Origin of the sequence: Streptomyces sp. WY228 (assembly GCF_019287315.1) — a bacterium.
In the GTDB taxonomy this organism is placed as follows: domain Bacteria; phylum Actinomycetota; class Actinomycetes; order Streptomycetales; family Streptomycetaceae; genus Streptomyces; species Streptomyces caviscabies.
Genome location: NZ_CP079114.1, coordinates 6,552,919 through 6,569,076, shown reverse-complemented (window position 1 = coordinate 6,569,076; position 16,158 = coordinate 6,552,919). Strand labels below are relative to the sequence as shown.

Sequence of the window (16,158 nt, the reverse complement as noted above, 5' to 3'; positions counted from 1 at the left end):
TCGTAAGCGCAGCCCGTGGCCGAAACGCACGCCCTTTCGACGTGGCCCCGCAATCTCCTGCGGTCGGCCGAGAAAGCCGCGCCATTCTTTAACGCGATCCTTGCGCACGCCCACCCTGTTTTGCTTTCCCTTTACCGGAGTGGGCGAGGATACGGACCCGCGGATGAGGCAGGGACCTCCCCGGCGCATAAGCTCGACTCCGGGCCACACCGCGGGTGTGTGCCCCGTTGTTTGCCCAGCAAGCTGAGAGAGAAGTGTGAGCAGCGTGTTTTCGCAGGTCAGCCGGATGACCAGGACGGCGGGGTAGGCGCACAGTGCACATCGTCATCATGGGCTGCGGGCGCGTCGGTGCCGCTCTCGCGCAGACCCTGGAACAGCAGGGGCACACCGTCGCGGTGATCGACCAGGACCCCACGGCGTTCCGTCGCCTCGGGTCCGGATTCGGCGGTCGCCGGGTCACCGGGGTCGGTTTCGACCAGGACACCCTCCGTGAGGCGGGCATCGAGGACGCCGGGGCGTTCGCCGCGGTCAGCAGCGGCGACAACTCCAACATCATCGCGGCCCGGGTGGCCCGCGAGATGTTCTCCATCGAGAACGTCGCGGCGCGGATCTACGACCCCAAGCGCGCCGAGGTCTACCAGCGTCTCGGCATCCCCACCGTGGCGACCGTGCGCTGGACGGCGGACCAGATGCTGCGGCGGCTGCTGCCGTCGGGCGCGGAGCCTCTGTGGCGCGACCCGAGCGGGGGTGTGCAGCTCGCCGAGGTGCACACGACGCCGTCCTGGATCGGCCACAAGATCAGCACGCTCCAGGAGGAGACGGGGGTCCGCGTGGCCTTCCTCACCCGGTTGGGCGAGGCCATACTGCCGACCTCGCAGACCGTCCTCCAGGAAGGCGACCTGGTCCACGTGATGATGCGTACGGACGAGATCGCCAAGGTCGAAGAGGCCTTCGCCCAGGGTCCCGAGGAGGACGGTCACTGATGCGTGTGTCGATTGCCGGGGCGGGTGCGGTGGGCCGTTCCATCGCCGCCGAGCTGCTGGAGAACGGGCACGAGGTGCTGCTGATCGACAAGGCGCCGACCGCCATCTCGGTGGAGCGGGTCCCGATGGCCGAGTGGCTGCTCGCGGACGCCTGTGAGATCACGTCGCTGGACGAGGCGGCATTGCAGCGGTGCAACGTGGTGATCGCCGCGACCGGGGACGACAAGGTCAATCTGGTGGTCTCGCTGCTCGCCAAGACCGAGTACGGCGTGCCGCGCGTGGTGGCCCGGGTGAACAACCCGAAGAACGAGTGGCTGTTCAACGAGTCCTGGGGCGTGGACGTCGCCGTCTCGACGCCGCGTCTGATGTCGGCCCTGGTCGAGGAGGCGGTGAGCGTCGGCGATCTGGTCCGGCTGCTGCGCTTCAGCCACGGCGACGCCAACCTGGTGGAGCTGACGCTGCCGCCGGAGTCGGCGCTGGCCGGTACCCGCGTCGGCGATGTGGCCTGGCCCGAGGACACCTCGCTGGTGACGATCATCCGCGGTACGCGGGTGCTGACGCCGAGCCCCGAGGAGTCCCTGGAGGCCGGTGACGAGCTGCTGTTCGTGGCCGCCCAGGCGCGCGAGGAGCAGTTGGAGGATCTGTTGTCGGTCCGGCGCGACCCGTCGGACGGCTGATCCCGCGCAGGACGACGGAAGGGCCCGGGACCGCTGAGCGGTTCCGGGCCCTTCGTCGTACCGTACGGGCTCAGGCCTTCGGGTCGCGGAGCGCGGCCGCCGCGGCCTTGCGCTCCTTCTCTGCCTTTTCCTCGGCCTCCATCTCGGCGAAGACATCGATGGGCGGCGGCGCCTTCGCGAGGAAGATCCAGGTCAGGTAGACCGCGAGCAGGAACGGCGGGATCTTCAGGGCGATCAGCACCCAGCCGAACTGGGTGGTGTCCGCCCACCAGTAGAGCGGAAAGAGGATCGCGCACTTGGCGAGCAGGATGAAGCCCCAGGCGTAACTGGCCTTGGTGTACGCCTTCTTCCGGCCCGGGTTACGGGTCCGCCAGGAGAGGTTCTCCTTGAAGACCGGGCCGAGGATGAGGCCGATCAGCGGCACCCCGGCGGCGGCTGTGGCGATGTAGGCGACCGACAGGCCCAGGGTGTAGAGCATGCCCGGCAGATAGAAGTCCTTGGCGTCGCCCGTCATCTTCGCGAAGAGGACGCCGAAGGCCACCCCGAAGACGCCGCTGAAGGCGTGCTTGACGGTGTCCCGGCGGACCAGCCGGACGACGACGAGGGCCAGGGACACCGCCAGGGCCGCGATGGCCGAGGCGTTCAGGTTCTTGTTGATGGTGAAGATCGTGACGAAGAGCAGCCCGGGGAGGACTGTCTCCACCATGCCGCGCACCCCGCCGAAGGCCTCGAAGAGAGCGGCCTCGGTGACAGCCTTCGACTCGGCGTCCTGCTGGGCGGCGTGCCTCCCGCCGGTGTGCTGCGGGTCGGTGCGGTGGGGCTGGTCCGTGTCGGACGTCGGCTTGTCGAGAGACGTCACCGGCTACTCCTTGCCGAGCGGTCGGAGTTCGTATGTGGGGTTGAACAGCACCCGGCGGCCGTGGCTCATGGCGACCCGCCCCGAGGCGATGATTCTGCGGCCGGGCTCTATGCCGACGATGGAGCGGCGGCCGAGCCAGACCACGTCCAGCGGTTCGGTGCCGTCGAAGAGCTCCGCCTCCAGGGCGGGCACTCCGGCCCGGGGACGGAGGGTGACGGTCCGCAACGTACCAGCCACCTTCACGATCTGCCGGTCGGAGCACTCGGAGATCCGGGTGCATCCGGTGGCCTGCGCGTCGTCCCGCAGCTCCTGGGACTCCAGGTCCTCCTGGGAGCTGGACAGCCGGTCGAGCATACGGCGGAAGCGCCCGGAAGGTCGCGCCGCCTTCCCGGCCTTCCCGGCTTTCTCGGATCGGGGAACAGCACTCATACCCGAAGAGTACCGGTCCTGCGGGCGGTACACGCGGGGCCGCGGAGACCACTCGAAAGGGTGAGCCGGTGCGGGGTCAGCCCCGCTCGAAGCGGTAGCCCATGCCCGGCTCGGTGACGAAGTGCCTCGGGTGCGAGGGGTCCGCCTCCAGCTTGCGGCGCAGCTGGGCCATGTAGACCCGCAGGTAGTTGGTCTCGGTGCCGTAGGAGGGGCCCCAGACCTCCTGGAGCAGCTGTTTCTGGCTGACCAGCCGGCCGCCGTTGCGGACGAGAACCTCCAGCAGGTGCCATTCGGTGGGGGTGAGCCGTACGTCGCGGCCGGCCCGGTGCACCTTCTTCGCCGCCAGGTCGACGGTGAAGCCGGCCGTCTCGACGAGGGCGATGTCCTCGGCGCCGCCCTCCTGGCCGAGCGGTTCCGCACGGCGTACGGAGGCGCGCAGCCGGGCCAGCAGCTCGTCCATGCCGAAGGGCTTGGTGACGTAGTCGTCCGCCCCGGCGTCCAGGGCCTCCACCTTCTCGTCGGAGGTGTGGCGCGCGGAGAGGACCAGGATCGGCACCCGGGTCCAGCCGCGCAGCCCCTTGATCACCTCGACCCCGTCCATGTCGGGCAGCCCGAGGTCGAGGAGGACCACGTCGGGGTGGCGGGCGGCGGCGAGCTGGAGGGCGGTCGCCCCGTCGGGCGCGGCGTCGACCTCGTACTGGCGGGCCTTCAGGTTGATCACGAGGGCGCGGACGATCTGCGGCTCGTCGTCGACCACAAGCACCCTGGTCATCGCGGTCCTGCCTTTCTGCTGTACGGGGAGGGGGAAGGAAGCGTGTGGGGGCGGCCGGCGTGCGCCCCGGGGGGTGTCACGAGGTGACCTGGGCCGGCAGTTCGGCGTCGGCCCGGGCGCCGCCCGGCGCCGCGGTCAGCGTCAGGACCATGGTCAGCCCGCCGCCGGGGGTGTCCTCGGCGTCGAGGGTGCCGCCCATGGACTCGGCGAAGCCCCGGGAGACGGCGAGGCCGAGGCCCACGCCGGCGCCGCGCGGGGCGTCCCCGTACCGCTGGAAGGGCTCGAAGATCCGCTCCTTGGCCTCGTCGGGGACGCCCCGGCCCCGGTCCACGACCCGTAGCTCGACCCGGCCGCCCAGTGCGCTGGCGGCCACGGCGACGGGCTCCGGGCCCGGGTTGTACTTGACGGCGTTCTCGACGATGTTGGCGACGACCCGCTCCAGGAGCCCGGGGTCGACGGCGACCATCGGCAGCGTCTCGGGGATGTCGAGGTCGACGCTGCCCTCCGGGACGCCGCCGAGCGCCATCGGGACCACCTCGTCGAGGTCGATCTCGCGGATCAGCGGGGTCACGGTGCCGGTCTGGAGGCGTGACATGTCCAGCAGATTGCCGACGAGGTGGTCCAGCCGGTCGGCGCCGTCCTCGATGCCTTCCAGCAGCTCCGCCTCGTCCGCCTCGGACCAGGCGACGTCGTCGGAGCGCAGCGAGCTGACGGCGGCCTTGATCCCGGCGAGCGGGGTGCGCAGGTCGTGGCTGACGGCGGCGAGCAGCGCGGTCCTGATCCGGTTGCCCTCGGCGAGCCTGCGGGCCCGGTCGGCCTCCGAGACCAGCCGCTGGCGGTCCAGGACGACGGCCGCCTGGGCGGCGAACGCGCCGAGCACCCGGCGGTCCTCGGCGGGCAGCACCCGGCCGGACAGCGCCAGGGCCATGTTGTCGCCGACCGGCATGTCCACGTCGGCCTCGTCGGGGCGGGTGACCGGGGCCGGCCCGACGGATCCGGCGCAGGTCCACGGGTCCACGTCGCTGCTGCGCTCCAGCAGGGCGACGGACTCCATGGCGAAGGTCTCCCGGACCCTCTCCAGCAGGGCGTCCAGGGCGGTCTCGCCGCGCAGCACGCTGCCCGCGAGGAAGGAGAGGATCTCCGACTCGGCACGCAGCCGGGCGGCCTGGTGGGTGCGCCGGGCCGCGAGGTCGACCACGGAGGAGACCGCCACCGCCACCGCGAAGAAGATCACGATGGCGACGAGGTTCTCCGGGTCCTGGACGGTCAGGGTGTGGGTGGGCGGGGTGAACCAGTAGTTCAGCAGCATGGAGCCGACGGCGGCGGAGGCCAGCGCGGGTCTCAGCCCGCCGAGCAGGGCCGCGGCCACCGTCAGGAAGAGGAAGAGCAGGACGTCGTTGGCGAGGCCGGGTGCGTCCTCCATGCCGCGCAGCACGACCGCGAGCAGGACGGGGCCCACGACGCCGACGAGCCAGCCCCAGATGATCCGGGCGCGGCCCAGCCGGGCGCCGCGGGCGATGGGCAGGCCGCGGCCCTTGGCGACCTCTTCGTGGGTGACGATGTGGACGTCGAGGTCGGGGCCCGACTCACGGGCGACGGTCGCACCGACCCCGGGGCCGTAGATGTACTGCCAGGTCTTGCGGCGGCTGGAGCCCAGCACGATCTGGGTGGCGTTGACGCCGCGCGCGAACTCCAGCAGGGCCGCGGGTATGTCGTCGCCGATGACGTGGTGGAAGGTGCCGCCGAGGTCCTCGACCAGGGTGCGCTGGACGGCCAGCTCCTTCGGGGAGGCGGAGGTCAGGCCGTCGCTGCGGGCGATGTAGACGGCGAGGATCTCGCTGCCGGAGCCCTTGGCCGCCATCCGGGAGGCGCGACGGATGAGGGTGCGGCCCTCGGGCCCGCCGGTCAGCCCGACGACGATGCGTTCGCGGGCCTGCCAGGGGGTGCGGATGTTGTGCTCGCCCCGGTACTGCTGGAGGTATTCGTCGACCCGGTCGGCGACCCAGAGCAGGGCCAGCTCGCGCAGCGCGGTGAGGTTGCCGGGGCGGAAGTAGTTCGAGAGGGCGGCGTCCATCTTGTCGGGCTGGTAGATGTTGCCGTGCGCCATCCGGCGGCGCAGCGCCTGGGGCGACATGTCGACCAGCTCGATCTGGTCGGCCCGCCGGACCACCTCGTCGGGCACGGTCTCGCGCTGCCGGACGCCGGTGATCGACTCGACGACGTCGCCGAGCGACTCCAGGTGCTGGATGTTGACCGTGGATATGACGTCGATCCCGGCCCTGAGGAGTTCTTCGACGTCCTGCCAGCGCTTGGCGTTGCGGGAGCCGGGGACGTTGGTGTGGGCCAGCTCGTCCACCAGGACCACGGCCGGGGCGCGCTCCAGGACGGCGTCGACGTCCATCTCGGTGAAAACGACGCCGCGGTAGCTGATCTCGCTGCGCCGGACCTGTTCCAGGCCGTGCAGCAGCACCTCGGTGCGTGGCCGGGCGTGGTGCTCCACGAAGGCCACCACGCAGTCGGTGCCGCGCTCGACCCTGCGGTGCGCCTCGGAGAGCATCGCGTACGTCTTGCCGACGCCCGGTGCCGCGCCCAGGTAGATCCGGAGTGTGCCGCGTCCCATGGCCCCATTGTCTTCTTCCGTCCGGCGGCGTCCTGTCGACGGCCGGTGGCGCCCGGTGCGGCCGCCGCCCTCGACGCTACTCCGCCGCGGGCCGTGGTTCGGTCCGGGGAGTGCAGGTGGGGGGCGTATTGACGGAACTCTGATGCGCGCCGGGAGGGCCGGGCCGGGCCGGGGCTCAGGCCTGTTCGACGATGTGGCCGTCGCTCAGCTCCAGGACCCGGTCGGCCAGGCCCAGCAGCTGGGGGTCGTGGGTGGCGACGAGGGCGGTGACGTTCTCGCTGCGGACGACCGCGCGGAGCAGTTCCATCACGGCGAGCCCGGTCTCGGCGTCGAGCTGCCCGGTGGGTTCGTCGGCGATCAGGAGGGCGGGCCGGTTGGCCAGCGCGCGGGCGATGGCGACGCGCTGCTGCTGGCCGCCGGAGAGTTCGCCGGGGCGCTGCTCGGCGTGGTCGGCGAGGCCGACGAGGGAGAGCAGCAGCGCGACCCGCTCGTCACGCTCGGCCGGGTCGGCCTTGCGCAGCCGCAGGGGTACGCCGACGTTCTCGGCGGCGGTGAGGATCGGGATGAGGCCGAAGGACTGGAAGATGAAGCCGACCCGGTCCCGGCGCAGCTCCAGCAGGCCCTTCTCGCCGAGCCCCGACAGATCGGTGCCGTCGACGGTGATCCGGCCGCCGTCGGGGGTGTCCAGGCCGCCGACCAGATTGAGCAGGGTGGTCTTGCCGGATCCCGAGCGGCCCTTGAGCGCGACCAGCTCACCGCGGGGGATCTCGAAGGAGACCCCGCGCAGGGCGTGCACGGCCGCCGCGCCGCTGCCGTACGAGCGGTGCAGGTCCTCGACGGTGACCATGACCGTACGGGCCGGGTCCTCGGCCAGGGCCGTGCCGGACTGCCCGCTGGTGCTCTCGGTCATGCTGCTCCCCCGTCGTACGTACGTGGCCTGCGTCGTCGCCCGCCAAGTATGTGCGGGCGGGACACGGCCGGGCAATGGCCGGTGGGCCGCACCCGGGGAAAGGGTGCGGCCCACCGGCCTGTGCTGCGAAGTGCGGCGAGCCGCCGCGGCGTGGTGCCGACGCCGCTAGCGGACCTCGGTGATCTCGGGGCCGCGCTGGAGCTGGCCCATGCCGCCGGAGAACTTCGAGCTCTCCTGCTCCTCCTGCTGCACGCCCTCGGGCACCATCTGGGCGTCGTTGGGGAGCTTGAGGACGATCGGGTCGCGGGGGGCCATCGGGCCGTCGCCGCGGACGACCACGGTGTCCCGGAAGATCGTCTCCAGCAGCCCGGCGGCCTCCGGCTGGACGGCGCCCTGGCCGGAGATGACTCCGCGCAGGAACCAGCGCGGTCCGTCGACGCCGACGAAGCGCACGAGCTGCACCCCGCCCGTGCCGTCCGGCAGCTGTACGGGGACCTGCGCGCGCAGCTCCCAGCCCAGCGGGCCCTCGACCTCGTCGATGATGCCGCCCTGCTGGGTGATGCCCGAGGCGATCTCGTCGCGGACCTCGCCCCAGATGCCCTCCTTCTTGGGGGCGGCGAAGGCCTGCAGCTGGACCGCGCTGTCGCGCAGCACCACGGTGGCGGCGACGATCGCGTCCCCGGCCACCTCGACACGCAGTTCCATGCCCTCGACCCCGGGGACGAAGATGCCGCCCAGGTCGACCCGGCCCTCGCCGGGCTGGGTGACCTCGGTGCTGTCCCAGGGTCCGTCGGGCCTGGGGGCCGGCGGAAGATTCATCCGACGGGTGCCCTTCGCGGCACCGTCGCTGCCCTCGGGCTCGTCGGCGACCTGCTCGGCCTCGCGCACCTCGTCCGCCGCGTCCTCGGCGGAACCACTCTTCTTGCGACGTCCGAACACGTCACTGTCCTTCCCGGTCGGATACGACCGAAGCGTAGCTGTTCCCACCGTGGGTGATCCCGCCCTCGGCGCCGTCCACCGACGCGTGGCCGCCGGTGGACCCGAAGCCCCCTTCGGCCCGCGCCGAGCCGGGAAGTTCCGCCACCTCGTGGAAGCGCACCTTCTCGACCTGCTGGACAACCAATTGGGCAATCCGGTCGAACCGTTCGAATCGCACGCTCTCGCGTGGATCGAGGTTGACCACGATCACCTTGATCTCCCCACGGTACCCGGCATCCACGGTCCCTGGGGCATTCACGAGGGCCACTCCGCAGCGGGCCGCGAGGCCCGAGCGCGGGTGCACGAACGCGGCGTACCCGTCGGGCAGGGCGATCGAAACACCGGTGGGCAGCACCGCGCGCTCGCCGGGGGCGAGTTCGGCGGCCTCGGTGGTGACCAGGTCGGCCCCGGCGTCGCCCGGGTGTCCGTACGCCGGAATCGGCACGTCCGGGTCGAGGAGGCGGATCAGCACGTCGACGGGGCTGCGGGTCACGGGTTCACCTCGAAGGCGCGGGCGCGCCGGACCTGGTCGGGGTCGGACATGGCCGCCTGGATCTCGGCGGGCCGGCCGTTGTCGATGAAGTGGTCGACCTTCACCTCGATGAAGAGGGCGTCGGCCCGGACCGCGACGGGTCCTTCGGGGCCGCCGATCCGGCCGGTGGCGGTGGAGTAGATCTTCCGGCCGTGCACGGCGGTGATCCGGGCGTCGAGGTGCAGCACGGTGTCCACGGGGACGGGGCGGACGAAGTCGGTCTCCAGCCGTCCGGTCACCGCGATCGTGCGCAGCAGCCAGTTCAGCGAGCCGAGGGTCTCGTCCAGCGCCGTGGCGAGCACACCGCCGTGGGCGAGGCCGGGGGCGCCCTGGTGGGCGGGCTGCACGGTGAACTCGGCGGTGACGCTCACGCCTTCACCGGCCCGCGCCATCAGGTGCAGTCCGTGCGGCTGTCCCCCGCCGCAGCCGAAACAGTGTTCGTAGTGCGCTCCGAGGAGCTCGCCGGGGGCGGGCGCGTCGGGGTGCCGGACCGGCGCGACGGCGTCGGCCGGGGGTGTCAGAGCTGCTGATGTTCCACTCACAGGCGCAGACCTTACCCGCGCGGCGGTGCGCCGGTCGCGCCGTGCCAAGCTTGGTTCCATGCAGCCCTCCGCAGCCCCCTTCGACGAACGTCTCACCGCACCCCGCTCCTGGTGGTTCATCGCCTTCGGGATCGGTATCGCCTGTGCTCTGATGCTGCTGCCGCTGGGCACCCTGCCGCTGCTCGCCGGTCTGGTCGGCGGCACGGCCGCGGCCGCGGTCCTGGTGAGCAGTTACGGCTCCGCCCGGATCCGGGTGGTGGCGGGGGCGCTCGTCGCCGGCGACGCCCGGATCCCGCTGTCGGCGCTCGGCGAGCCCGAGGCGCTGGACGCCGAGGAGGCGCGGGCCTGGCGCACGCACCGGGCGGACGCGCGGGCGTTCATGCTGCTGCGCGGCTATGTGGAGACGGCGGTGCGGGTGGAGGTCACGGATCCGGACGACCCGACTCCGTACATCTATCTCTCCACCCGGGATCCGCAGGGCCTGGCGGCGGCGCTGAGCGGCGCCACGACCGCCTGAAACGGCCTCCGGCACACCGCCCGGCCGGTCTCAGGGGCCCTCGATCTCCTTGGGCAGCTCGGCCGGGTGCAGCGGCTGCTCCAGCGGGGGCAGCGCGGCCAGCCGGTCCCAGGGGATCTGCTGCTTGCGCAGGTCGCTCCTGACCCGGTCGGCGAGCTTGCGGGTGTCGCGACGGTTCATCACGGCGCCGACGGTGGCGCCGATCATGAACGGGATCAGGTTGGGCAGATTGCGCGCCATGCGCTTCATGATCTGCTGGCGCAGCTCGCGCTTCATCTGGCCGCCCAGGGCGGCGTTGAGCGTGGTGGGCCGGGTGACGTCGATGCCGCGCTCCTCGGTCCACGACGTCAGATACGCGGTGCTGCGCTGGCCGAGATTGCCCGGGGGGCGGAGGCCGTAGACCTCGTGGAGCTCGGCGACGAGCTTCATCTCGATCGCGGCGACGCCGGTCACCTCCGCCGCCAGCTCGGCGAGCATGGCGGGCGGTACGGGCATCATGGCGGCGGCCCCGATGCCTGCGCCGACGGTCGCGGTGCCCCGGCAGGCTCCCGTGACCAGCTTGTCGGCCAGCTCCTCGGGCCCCAGCCCGGGGAACTGTCTCCGCAGGGTGGCGAGGTCGCGCACCGGCACGCGCGGGGCCGTGTCGATGATGCGGTCGGCCAGCTGTGCGGCCAGTGCCTTCGCGCTCTCCCCGCCCTTGCGTACGCCCCGTTTCACTGCGTGCAGGCGGCTCCCGGTCGTGGGATCCGCCTGGTCCTGCTGGTCGTGCTCGTCCTGCTCCCCGGCCCGGTCCGGCAGTGCTGCCGCCCCGGCCACTTCGAGCGAGGCCGAGTGGCCTCGCTCGTCGTCGGAGCTGCCGGAGTGATCCGGCAGGGCGGCGGACCGCTCGGCAGACGCGTGAACGCCTTCTGCCGGGCCTGTGCCGCCTGTACCGTCCTGATGGGCCTGCCGGCCGTCCCGACGCCAGGGGCGCCGCTTCCGGAACGGTGTCTCGCCTGCCACGGCCGACTCGACCTCAGTCGCAGTCGCGGCAGATGGGCTGACCGTTCTTCTCGCGGGCCAGCTGGCTGCGGTGGTGCACCAGGAAGCAGCTCATGCAGGTGAACTCATCGGCCTGCTTGGGCAGCACCCGGACGGCCAGCTCCTCGTTGGAGAGGTCCGCGCCGGGCAGCTCGAGTCCCTCGGCCGCGTCGAATTCGTCGACGTCGACGGCGGATGCCGTCTTGTCGCTCCGACGCGCCTTGAGCTCTTCGAGGCTGTCCTGGTCCACATCGTCGTCGGTCTTGCGTGGGGTGTCGTAATCCGTCGCCATGTCGCTCTCCCCCTCTTGGGTGTCTACGGGTGTCTCAGCGCACGTAACGCGTGAGAGGCCGGACTTGTGCCCGACCTGAGGCGGAGATTTTGCCTCACATCAAGGTCTGTTACTCAATCGACACCCAACCGGTCGCCTCGGCGAGGCTTTGCTTGGGTGGCGATGGGGACCGTACACGGTCCCGACTGTGCAGTTCACAGGCGCTACCCCGTGTACTTCCCGTGATAACGATCCCCGAAAACCCGGACGATTACCGGCTTTACGGCAGAGTCGTGATCACGGAGCGTAGATGGTCGGAAAATCGGCCCTGTGATCGATCACACACGACTCACCCGGGAACGGGTCCTGAAAATTCCGCCCAAAGCGAACATGAAGATTCGGTGCAGCGTCACATCGTGCAGCCTCTCAGACCGGCAGGGTGACGCGCATCACGAGACCGCCGCCCTCGCGGGGCTCCGCGATGATACGGCCTCCGTGCGCCCGCGCGACGGACCGCGCGATCGACAGGCCGAGCCCGACCCCCTTGTCGCTGCCCGTACGCTCCGTACGCAGCCGCCTGAAGGGCTCGAAGAGGTTGTCGATCTCGTACGCCGGGACCACCGGGCCGGTGTTCGAGACCACCAGCAGGGCCTGCCCGTCCCGTACCTCGGTGGTGACCTCCACCCAGCCGTCCTCGGGCACGTTGTAGCGCACGGCGTTCTGCACGAGGTTCAGCGCGATCCGCTCCAGCAGGACCCCGTTGCCCTGGACCACGGCCGATCCCCGCTCGCCGCGGATCTCCGTCTTTCCGGCCACCGCCTCCGCCCGGGTCTGGTCGATGGCGCGCTCGGCCACCTCGGCGAGGTCGACCGGTTTGCGCTCGACGATCTGGTTGTCGCTGCGGGCCAGCAGCAGCAGGCCCTCCACCAGCTGCTCACTGCGCTCGTTGGTGGCCAGGAGCGTCTTGCCGAGCTGATGGAGCTCCGGCGGGGCCTCCGGGTCGGAGAGTGAGACCTCCAGCAGGGTGCGGTTGATCGCCAGCGGGGTGCGCAGCTCGTGCGAGGCGTTGCCGACGAACCGCTGCTGCGCGGTGAAGGCCCGCTCCAGCCGGTCCAGCATGTCGTCGAAGGTGTCCGCCAGCTCCTTCAGCTCGTCGTCCGGGCCGTCCAGCTCGATCCGCCGGGTGAGGTCCGTACCGGCCACCCGGCGCGCGGTCCGGGTGATCCGGCCGAGCGGGGACAGCACGCGTCCGGCCATGGCGTAGCCGAAGGCGAAGGCGATGACGCTGAGGCCGAGCAGGGCGAGGAGCGAACGGTTGAGCAGGGTGTCCAGCGCCTCCTTGCGCTGATTGTTGACGCAGGCGTTCATCGCGGCGTTGAAGGCGTCCGGGCTGGCGTCCGTGGGCAGGCTGCAGATCTCGCTGGCGACCTTGCCGCTGACGATCTCGAACGGCAGCTTGCTGCCCACGTGCAGCGCCTGCGCGGCCAGCATGTAGATGATCGACAGCAGTACGATGCCCGCGATCAGGAACATCCCGCCGTACAGCAGCGTGAGCCGTATCCGGATGGTCGGGCGCAGCCAGGGGTACGGGGGGTCCTGCTGCTTGGGCTCCCAGGTGGGCTTCGGGGGCGCCGCGGGGGGCTCGGGGGTGGTGGCCATGGTCCTCAGATCCGGTATCCGGAGCCCGGTACGGTGACGATCACGGGCGGTTCGCCGAGCTTGCGGCGGAGCGTCATGACCGTGACCCGCACCACGTTGGTGAAGGGGTCGGTGTTCTCGTCCCAGGCCTTCTCCAGCAGCTGCTCCGCCGAGACGACCGCGCCCTCGCTGCGCATCAGGACCTCCAGCACCGCGAACTCCTTCGGGGCGAGCTGGATCTCCACCTCGTCGCGGAAGACCTCGCGGCGGTTCGGGTCGAGCTTGATGCCGGCGCGCTCCAGGACGGGCGGCAGCGCCACCGTCGTACGGCGGCCCAGCGCGCGCACCCGGGCGGTCAGCTCGCTGAAGGCGAAGGGCTTGGGCAGATAGTCGTCCGCGCCCAGCTCCAGGCCCTCGACCCGGTCGCTGACGTCGCCGGACGCAGTGAGCATGAGCACCCGGGTGGGCATGCCGAGCTCGACGATCTTGCGGCAGACGTCGTCGCCGTGCACCACCGGGAGGTCCCGGTCCAGCACGACGACGTCGTAGTCGTTGACCCCGATGCGCTCCAGGGCCGCGGCACCGTCGTAGACGACGTCGACGGCCATGGCCTCCCGGCGCAGTCCGGTGGCCACCGCATCGGCGAGCAGCTGCTCGTCCTCGACGACGAGTACGCGCACGGCGCAGTCCTTCCTTCGGTCCTTCGATGGGTTCACAGATCGAGCGGCCCACGCGGGGCCGCTCGGACACGGGCAGCGATGCCGACTGTGCGCCTCCATCCTGCCCGCAACGCGTATAAACCGGCGGTAAGACGGCGGCGGGCCGGACCTTCCGGCGGCGCCCCGCCCGGAAAGCGGCGGATTTTCGGGCCAGTTGAGGTTTCTCTGAGCCATGGCGTGGGGAAGAGGGGTTCACACCCGCGATCTCGCCTGTCACGTGGCCTGCCACGGCCCGCTCCTTTTTCCCCGGAGCGGCGGCGCGATCACCCGCTCCTCCGGCTCCCCTGGCCGGGGGACCCCGGGCACACCCCGTGCCACCGACCCACGATGAGGGGGCGCATCATGGACGCTTTCACCGCAGGTCTGCTGCAACGCATCAAGACGACCGAGTCCGACCTCACGCGGGCGCGCGAGGACGGCGACGACTTCCTCGCGGACGTCGAGCAGGGCGAGCTGGACGATCTTCGCCGGCTCGCCGCCGAGCACGGCGTGGAAATCGGCGCCACCAGCGTCTGAGCCGTACGCCACGGGGCCCCGGACACCGTCTTGGTGTCCGGGGCCCCGTGGCGTGTGCGGCGGCCTCAGGACCCTCGTCAGGGCCTTCGTCAGGCCTTCCGCGAGTCGTGGCCCGTCAGTCGTGCCAGGCGCCCAGCTCGTCGAGGGCGGCCTGCAGCGGCTCGAAGACGCCCGGGGTGGCGGCCACCGTCAGATCGCCGTCGGCGGGCAGCCCCGGGCGGCCGCCGGTCAGCGCGCCCGCCTCCCGGGCGATGAGGTCGCCCGCCGCCAGGTCCCAGGGGTGCAGTCCGCGCTCGTAGTAGCCGTCCAGCCGGCCGGCCGCCACATCGCAGAGGTCGACGGCCGCCGAGCCGCCGCGCCGGATGTCCCGGAGCCTGGGGATCAGCTGCTGGGCGACGTCCGCCTGGTGGGCGCGGACATGGGCGACGTAGTTGAAACCGGTCGAGACGAGGGCCTGGTCCAGCGGCGGGGCGGGCCGGCAGCGCAGCGGTTCACCGTTCGCGAACGCACCGCCGCCGAGGACCGCCTGGTACGTCTCCCGGCGCATCGGGGCCTCGACGACGCCCACGACCCGCTCGCCGTCGCGCTCGGCGGCGATGGAGACGGCCCAGGTGGGCAGGCCGTAGAGGTAGTTCACCGTGCCGTCGAGCGGGTCGATGACCCAGCGGATGCCGGTGGAGCCCGGGGAGCTGGCCCCCTCCTCGCCGAGGAAGCCGTCGTCGGGGCGGAAGTCGGTGAGGTAGCCGGTGATCAGTTTCTCGGCGGCGATGTCCATCTCGGTGACCACGTCGATGGGGCTGGACTTGGTGGCGGCCACCCCCAGGTCGGCCGGGCGGCCGTCGCGCAGCAGGGCTCCGGCGCGGCGGGCCGCCTCCAGGGCGAGGTCGAGCAGTTCGGACAGGGCGGGGTCGGTCACGGGTGCTCCCAGGGGGCTCGACGGGGACGGAGGCTCTACACGTACGGGCTGTCGGCGCCCGCGGCGGCCGGCTTCGGGGCCCTGGCGGGGCAGCAGCCGACCGGACAGAGGTCGTGGGAGGGCCCGAGGGAGCCCAGCGCGCAGCGCTCCACCGCCCGGCCGCGCTCGCTCGCGGCGCGCTCCAGGACCAGGTCCCGTACGGCGGCGGCGAAGCGCGGGTCGTCCCCGACGGTGGCGGACCTGCGGACCGGCAGACCGATCTCGGCGGCCTTCGCGGTGGCCTCGGTGTCGAGGTCGTACAGGACCTCCATGTGGTCCGAGACGAAGCCGATGGGCGCCATCACGACGGCGGGGACGCCCTCGCCGTGCAGGGTCTCCAGGTGGTCGCAGATGTCGGGCTCCAGCCACGGGATGTGCGGGGCGCCGCTGCGGGACTGGTAGACGAGCTGCCAGGGGTGCTCGACGCCGGTCTCCTCACGCACCGCCTCGATGATCAGCCGGGCCACGTCGAGGTGCTCGGCGACATACGCGCCGCCCTCGCCGTGCGCCTCCACCGGGCCGGAGGCGTCGGCGGCGGAGGTCGGGATGGAGTGGGTGGTGAACGCGATGTGCGCGCCCGCGCGGACGTCCTCGGGGAGGTCGGCGAGCGAGGCGAGGACGCCGTCCGCCATGGGTGTCACGAAGCCGGGGTGGTTGAAGTAGTGCCGCAGTTTGTCGACCCGGGGCACCTCCAGGCCTTCGGCCTCCAGGGCGGCCAGCGACTCCGCGAGGTTCTCGCGGTACTGGCGGCAGCCGGAGTAGGAGGCGTAGGCGCTGGTGGCGAGGACGGCGATCCGGCGGTGTCCGTCGGCGGTCATCTCGCGCAGCACGTCGGTCAGGTACGGGGCCCAGTTGCGGTTGCCCCAGTAGACCGGGAGGTCCAGGCCGTGGTCGGCGAAGTCCTTGCGCAGGGCGCCGAGCAGGGCGCGGTTCTGCGCGTTGATCGGGCTGACCCCGCCGAAGAGGAAGTAGTGCTTGCCGACCTCCTTGAGGCGTTCCTCGGGGATGCCGCGGCCGCGGGTCACGTTCGCCAGGAACGGGACCACGTCGTCCGGGCCCTCGGGACCGCCGAAGGAGAGCAGCAGCAGGGCGTCGTAGGGAGCGGGATCGCGCAGATCGGACATGACGTCGATCCTGCCACCCGCCGGTGACCGGGCGGCAACCGACATCCGACGCTCCGTCGGGAAGAGCGGCGAGGCCGTGGGGCTCGGGGTTCGTAC

The 16,158-nt window shown here is 71.7% G+C and carries 18 protein-coding genes; 4 read left to right on the top strand and 14 right to left on the bottom strand.

Going from position 1 to position 16,158, the window contains the following annotated elements:
• The first annotated feature begins 314 nt into the window (after positions 1 to 314).
• Complete coding sequence (locus KV381_RS28785) at positions 315 to 983, top strand: TrkA family potassium uptake protein (RefSeq protein ID WP_006128172.1); 669 nt, start codon at positions 315 to 317, stop codon at positions 981 to 983.
• Complete coding sequence (locus KV381_RS28780; RefSeq protein ID WP_030080010.1) at positions 983 to 1,660, top strand: TrkA family potassium uptake protein; 678 nt, start codon at positions 983 to 985, stop codon at positions 1,658 to 1,660. The genes KV381_RS28785 and KV381_RS28780 overlap by 1 nt, the downstream gene beginning before the upstream one ends.
• A 70-nt stretch (positions 1,661 to 1,730) precedes the next feature.
• Here the strand turns inward: KV381_RS28780 and KV381_RS28775 are convergent, their stop codons facing one another.
• The 8 genes from KV381_RS28775 to KV381_RS28740 all read right to left on the bottom strand — a co-directional run bounded on the left by KV381_RS28775 (position 1,731) and on the right by KV381_RS28740 (position 9,302).
• The gene (locus tag KV381_RS28775; RefSeq protein ID WP_030080013.1) at positions 1,731 to 2,519 is read right to left on the bottom strand and encodes a DUF3159 domain-containing protein; all 789 of its coding nucleotides are present in this window, start codon (positions 2,517 to 2,519) and stop codon (positions 1,731 to 1,733) included.
• 3 nt (positions 2,520 to 2,522) lie between these two features.
• Positions 2,523 to 2,948, bottom strand: coding sequence for an OB-fold nucleic acid binding domain-containing protein (locus tag KV381_RS28770; RefSeq protein WP_179889349.1), 426 nt, complete (start codon positions 2,946 to 2,948; stop codon positions 2,523 to 2,525).
• Between the two features lie 76 nt (positions 2,949 to 3,024).
• Positions 3,025 to 3,720: a response regulator gene (locus tag KV381_RS28765; RefSeq protein WP_030080016.1), complete on the bottom strand. Its 696-nt coding sequence runs from the start codon at positions 3,718 to 3,720 to the stop codon at positions 3,025 to 3,027.
• A 76-nt stretch (positions 3,721 to 3,796) separates the two neighbouring features.
• The gene (locus KV381_RS28760) at positions 3,797 to 6,340 is read right to left on the bottom strand and encodes a sensor histidine kinase KdpD (RefSeq protein WP_030080018.1); all 2,544 of its coding nucleotides are present in this window, start codon (positions 6,338 to 6,340) and stop codon (positions 3,797 to 3,799) included.
• A gap of 175 nt (positions 6,341 to 6,515) precedes the next feature.
• Positions 6,516 to 7,250 (bottom strand): ABC transporter ATP-binding protein, encoded by a 735-nt coding sequence (locus KV381_RS28755; protein WP_030631471.1) that lies wholly within the window; start codon positions 7,248 to 7,250, stop codon positions 6,516 to 6,518.
• A gap of 165 nt (positions 7,251 to 7,415) precedes the next feature.
• On the bottom strand, positions 7,416 to 8,189 hold the full coding sequence (locus KV381_RS28750) for a DUF3710 domain-containing protein (RefSeq protein ID WP_030080024.1): 774 nt from the start codon (positions 8,187 to 8,189) through the stop codon (positions 7,416 to 7,418).
• Position 8,190: 1 nt separating this feature from the next.
• Positions 8,191 to 8,721, bottom strand: a complete 531-nt coding sequence (gene dut, locus KV381_RS28745; protein WP_030080026.1) for a dUTP diphosphatase — start codon at positions 8,719 to 8,721, stop codon at positions 8,191 to 8,193.
• Positions 8,718 to 9,302 carry a PaaI family thioesterase gene (locus KV381_RS28740; protein WP_029182603.1) on the bottom strand — a complete coding sequence of 195 codons (585 nt, stop codon included), beginning with the start codon at positions 9,300 to 9,302 and terminating at the stop codon, positions 8,718 to 8,720. Before KV381_RS28740 ends, dut begins: the two co-directional genes overlap by 4 nt.
• A 58-nt stretch (positions 9,303 to 9,360) precedes the next feature.
• Between KV381_RS28740 and KV381_RS28735 the strand changes: the two genes are divergently transcribed.
• A complete protein-coding gene (locus tag KV381_RS28735; protein ID WP_218786674.1) occupies positions 9,361 to 9,819 on the top strand; it encodes a DUF3093 domain-containing protein in 459 nt (152 codons plus the stop codon).
• A 30-nt stretch (positions 9,820 to 9,849) separates the two neighbouring features.
• Here KV381_RS28735 and KV381_RS28730 read toward each other — a convergent pair whose 3' ends face one another.
• From KV381_RS28730 to KV381_RS28715, 4 genes are all read right to left on the bottom strand, one after another.
• Positions 9,850 to 10,821, bottom strand: a complete 972-nt coding sequence (locus tag KV381_RS28730) for a hypothetical protein (RefSeq protein WP_030080034.1) — start codon at positions 10,819 to 10,821, stop codon at positions 9,850 to 9,852.
• A gap of 13 nt (positions 10,822 to 10,834) precedes the next feature.
• Positions 10,835 to 11,131 (bottom strand): DUF4193 domain-containing protein, encoded by a 297-nt coding sequence (locus KV381_RS28725; RefSeq protein WP_003965732.1) that lies wholly within the window; start codon positions 11,129 to 11,131, stop codon positions 10,835 to 10,837.
• A gap of 405 nt (positions 11,132 to 11,536) precedes the next feature.
• On the bottom strand, positions 11,537 to 12,769 hold the full coding sequence (locus KV381_RS28720) for a cell wall metabolism sensor histidine kinase WalK (protein WP_030631464.1): 1,233 nt from the start codon (positions 12,767 to 12,769) through the stop codon (positions 11,537 to 11,539).
• A 5-nt stretch (positions 12,770 to 12,774) separates the two neighbouring features.
• Positions 12,775 to 13,428 carry a response regulator transcription factor gene (locus KV381_RS28715; protein WP_006128158.1) on the bottom strand — a complete coding sequence of 218 codons (654 nt, stop codon included), beginning with the start codon at positions 13,426 to 13,428 and terminating at the stop codon, positions 12,775 to 12,777.
• A 381-nt stretch (positions 13,429 to 13,809) separates the two neighbouring features.
• On the opposite strand from KV381_RS28715, the gene KV381_RS28710 reads away from it, so the two are divergent.
• Positions 13,810 to 13,983 carry a hypothetical protein gene (locus KV381_RS28710; RefSeq protein WP_164493914.1) on the top strand — a complete coding sequence of 58 codons (174 nt, stop codon included), beginning with the start codon at positions 13,810 to 13,812 and terminating at the stop codon, positions 13,981 to 13,983.
• A gap of 115 nt (positions 13,984 to 14,098) precedes the next feature.
• Here the strand turns inward: KV381_RS28710 and KV381_RS28705 are convergent, their stop codons facing one another.
• A complete protein-coding gene (locus KV381_RS28705; protein WP_030080040.1) occupies positions 14,099 to 14,899 on the bottom strand; it encodes an inositol monophosphatase family protein in 801 nt (266 codons plus the stop codon).
• 35 nt (positions 14,900 to 14,934) lie between these two features.
• Complete coding sequence (locus KV381_RS28700; protein ID WP_030080041.1) at positions 14,935 to 16,062, bottom strand: ferrochelatase; 1,128 nt, start codon at positions 16,060 to 16,062, stop codon at positions 14,935 to 14,937.
• Positions 16,063 to 16,158 lie beyond the last annotated feature (96 nt).

Bases quoted from the DNA above. Each gene is read 5' to 3' on its own strand.
- KV381_RS28725 (WP_003965732.1), bottom strand. From the start codon at position 11,131: ATGGCGACGGATTACGACACCCCACGCAAGACCGACGACGATGTGGAC.
- KV381_RS28755 (WP_030631471.1), bottom strand. From the start codon at position 7,250: ATGACCGAGAGCACCAGCGGGCAGTCCGGCACGGCCCTGGCCGAGGAC.
- KV381_RS28780 (WP_030080010.1), top strand. From the start codon at position 983: ATGCGTGTGTCGATTGCCGGGGCGGGTGCGGTGGGCCGTTCCATCGCC.
- KV381_RS28735 (WP_218786674.1), top strand. From the start codon at position 9,361: ATGCAGCCCTCCGCAGCCCCCTTCGACGAACGTCTCACCGCACCCCGC.
- KV381_RS28720 (WP_030631464.1), bottom strand. From the start codon at position 12,769: ATGGCCACCACCCCCGAGCCCCCCGCGGCGCCCCCGAAGCCCACCTGG.
- KV381_RS28700 (WP_030080041.1), bottom strand. From the start codon at position 16,062: ATGTCCGATCTGCGCGATCCCGCTCCCTACGACGCCCTGCTGCTGCTC.
- KV381_RS28770 (WP_179889349.1), bottom strand. From the start codon at position 2,948: ATGAGTGCTGTTCCCCGATCCGAGAAAGCCGGGAAGGCCGGGAAGGCG.
- KV381_RS28760 (WP_030080018.1), bottom strand. From the start codon at position 6,340: ATGGGACGCGGCACACTCCGGATCTACCTGGGCGCGGCACCGGGCGTC.
- KV381_RS28765 (WP_030080016.1), bottom strand. From the start codon at position 3,720: ATGACCAGGGTGCTTGTGGTCGACGACGAGCCGCAGATCGTCCGCGCC.
- KV381_RS28710 (WP_164493914.1), top strand. From the start codon at position 13,810: ATGGACGCTTTCACCGCAGGTCTGCTGCAACGCATCAAGACGACCGAG.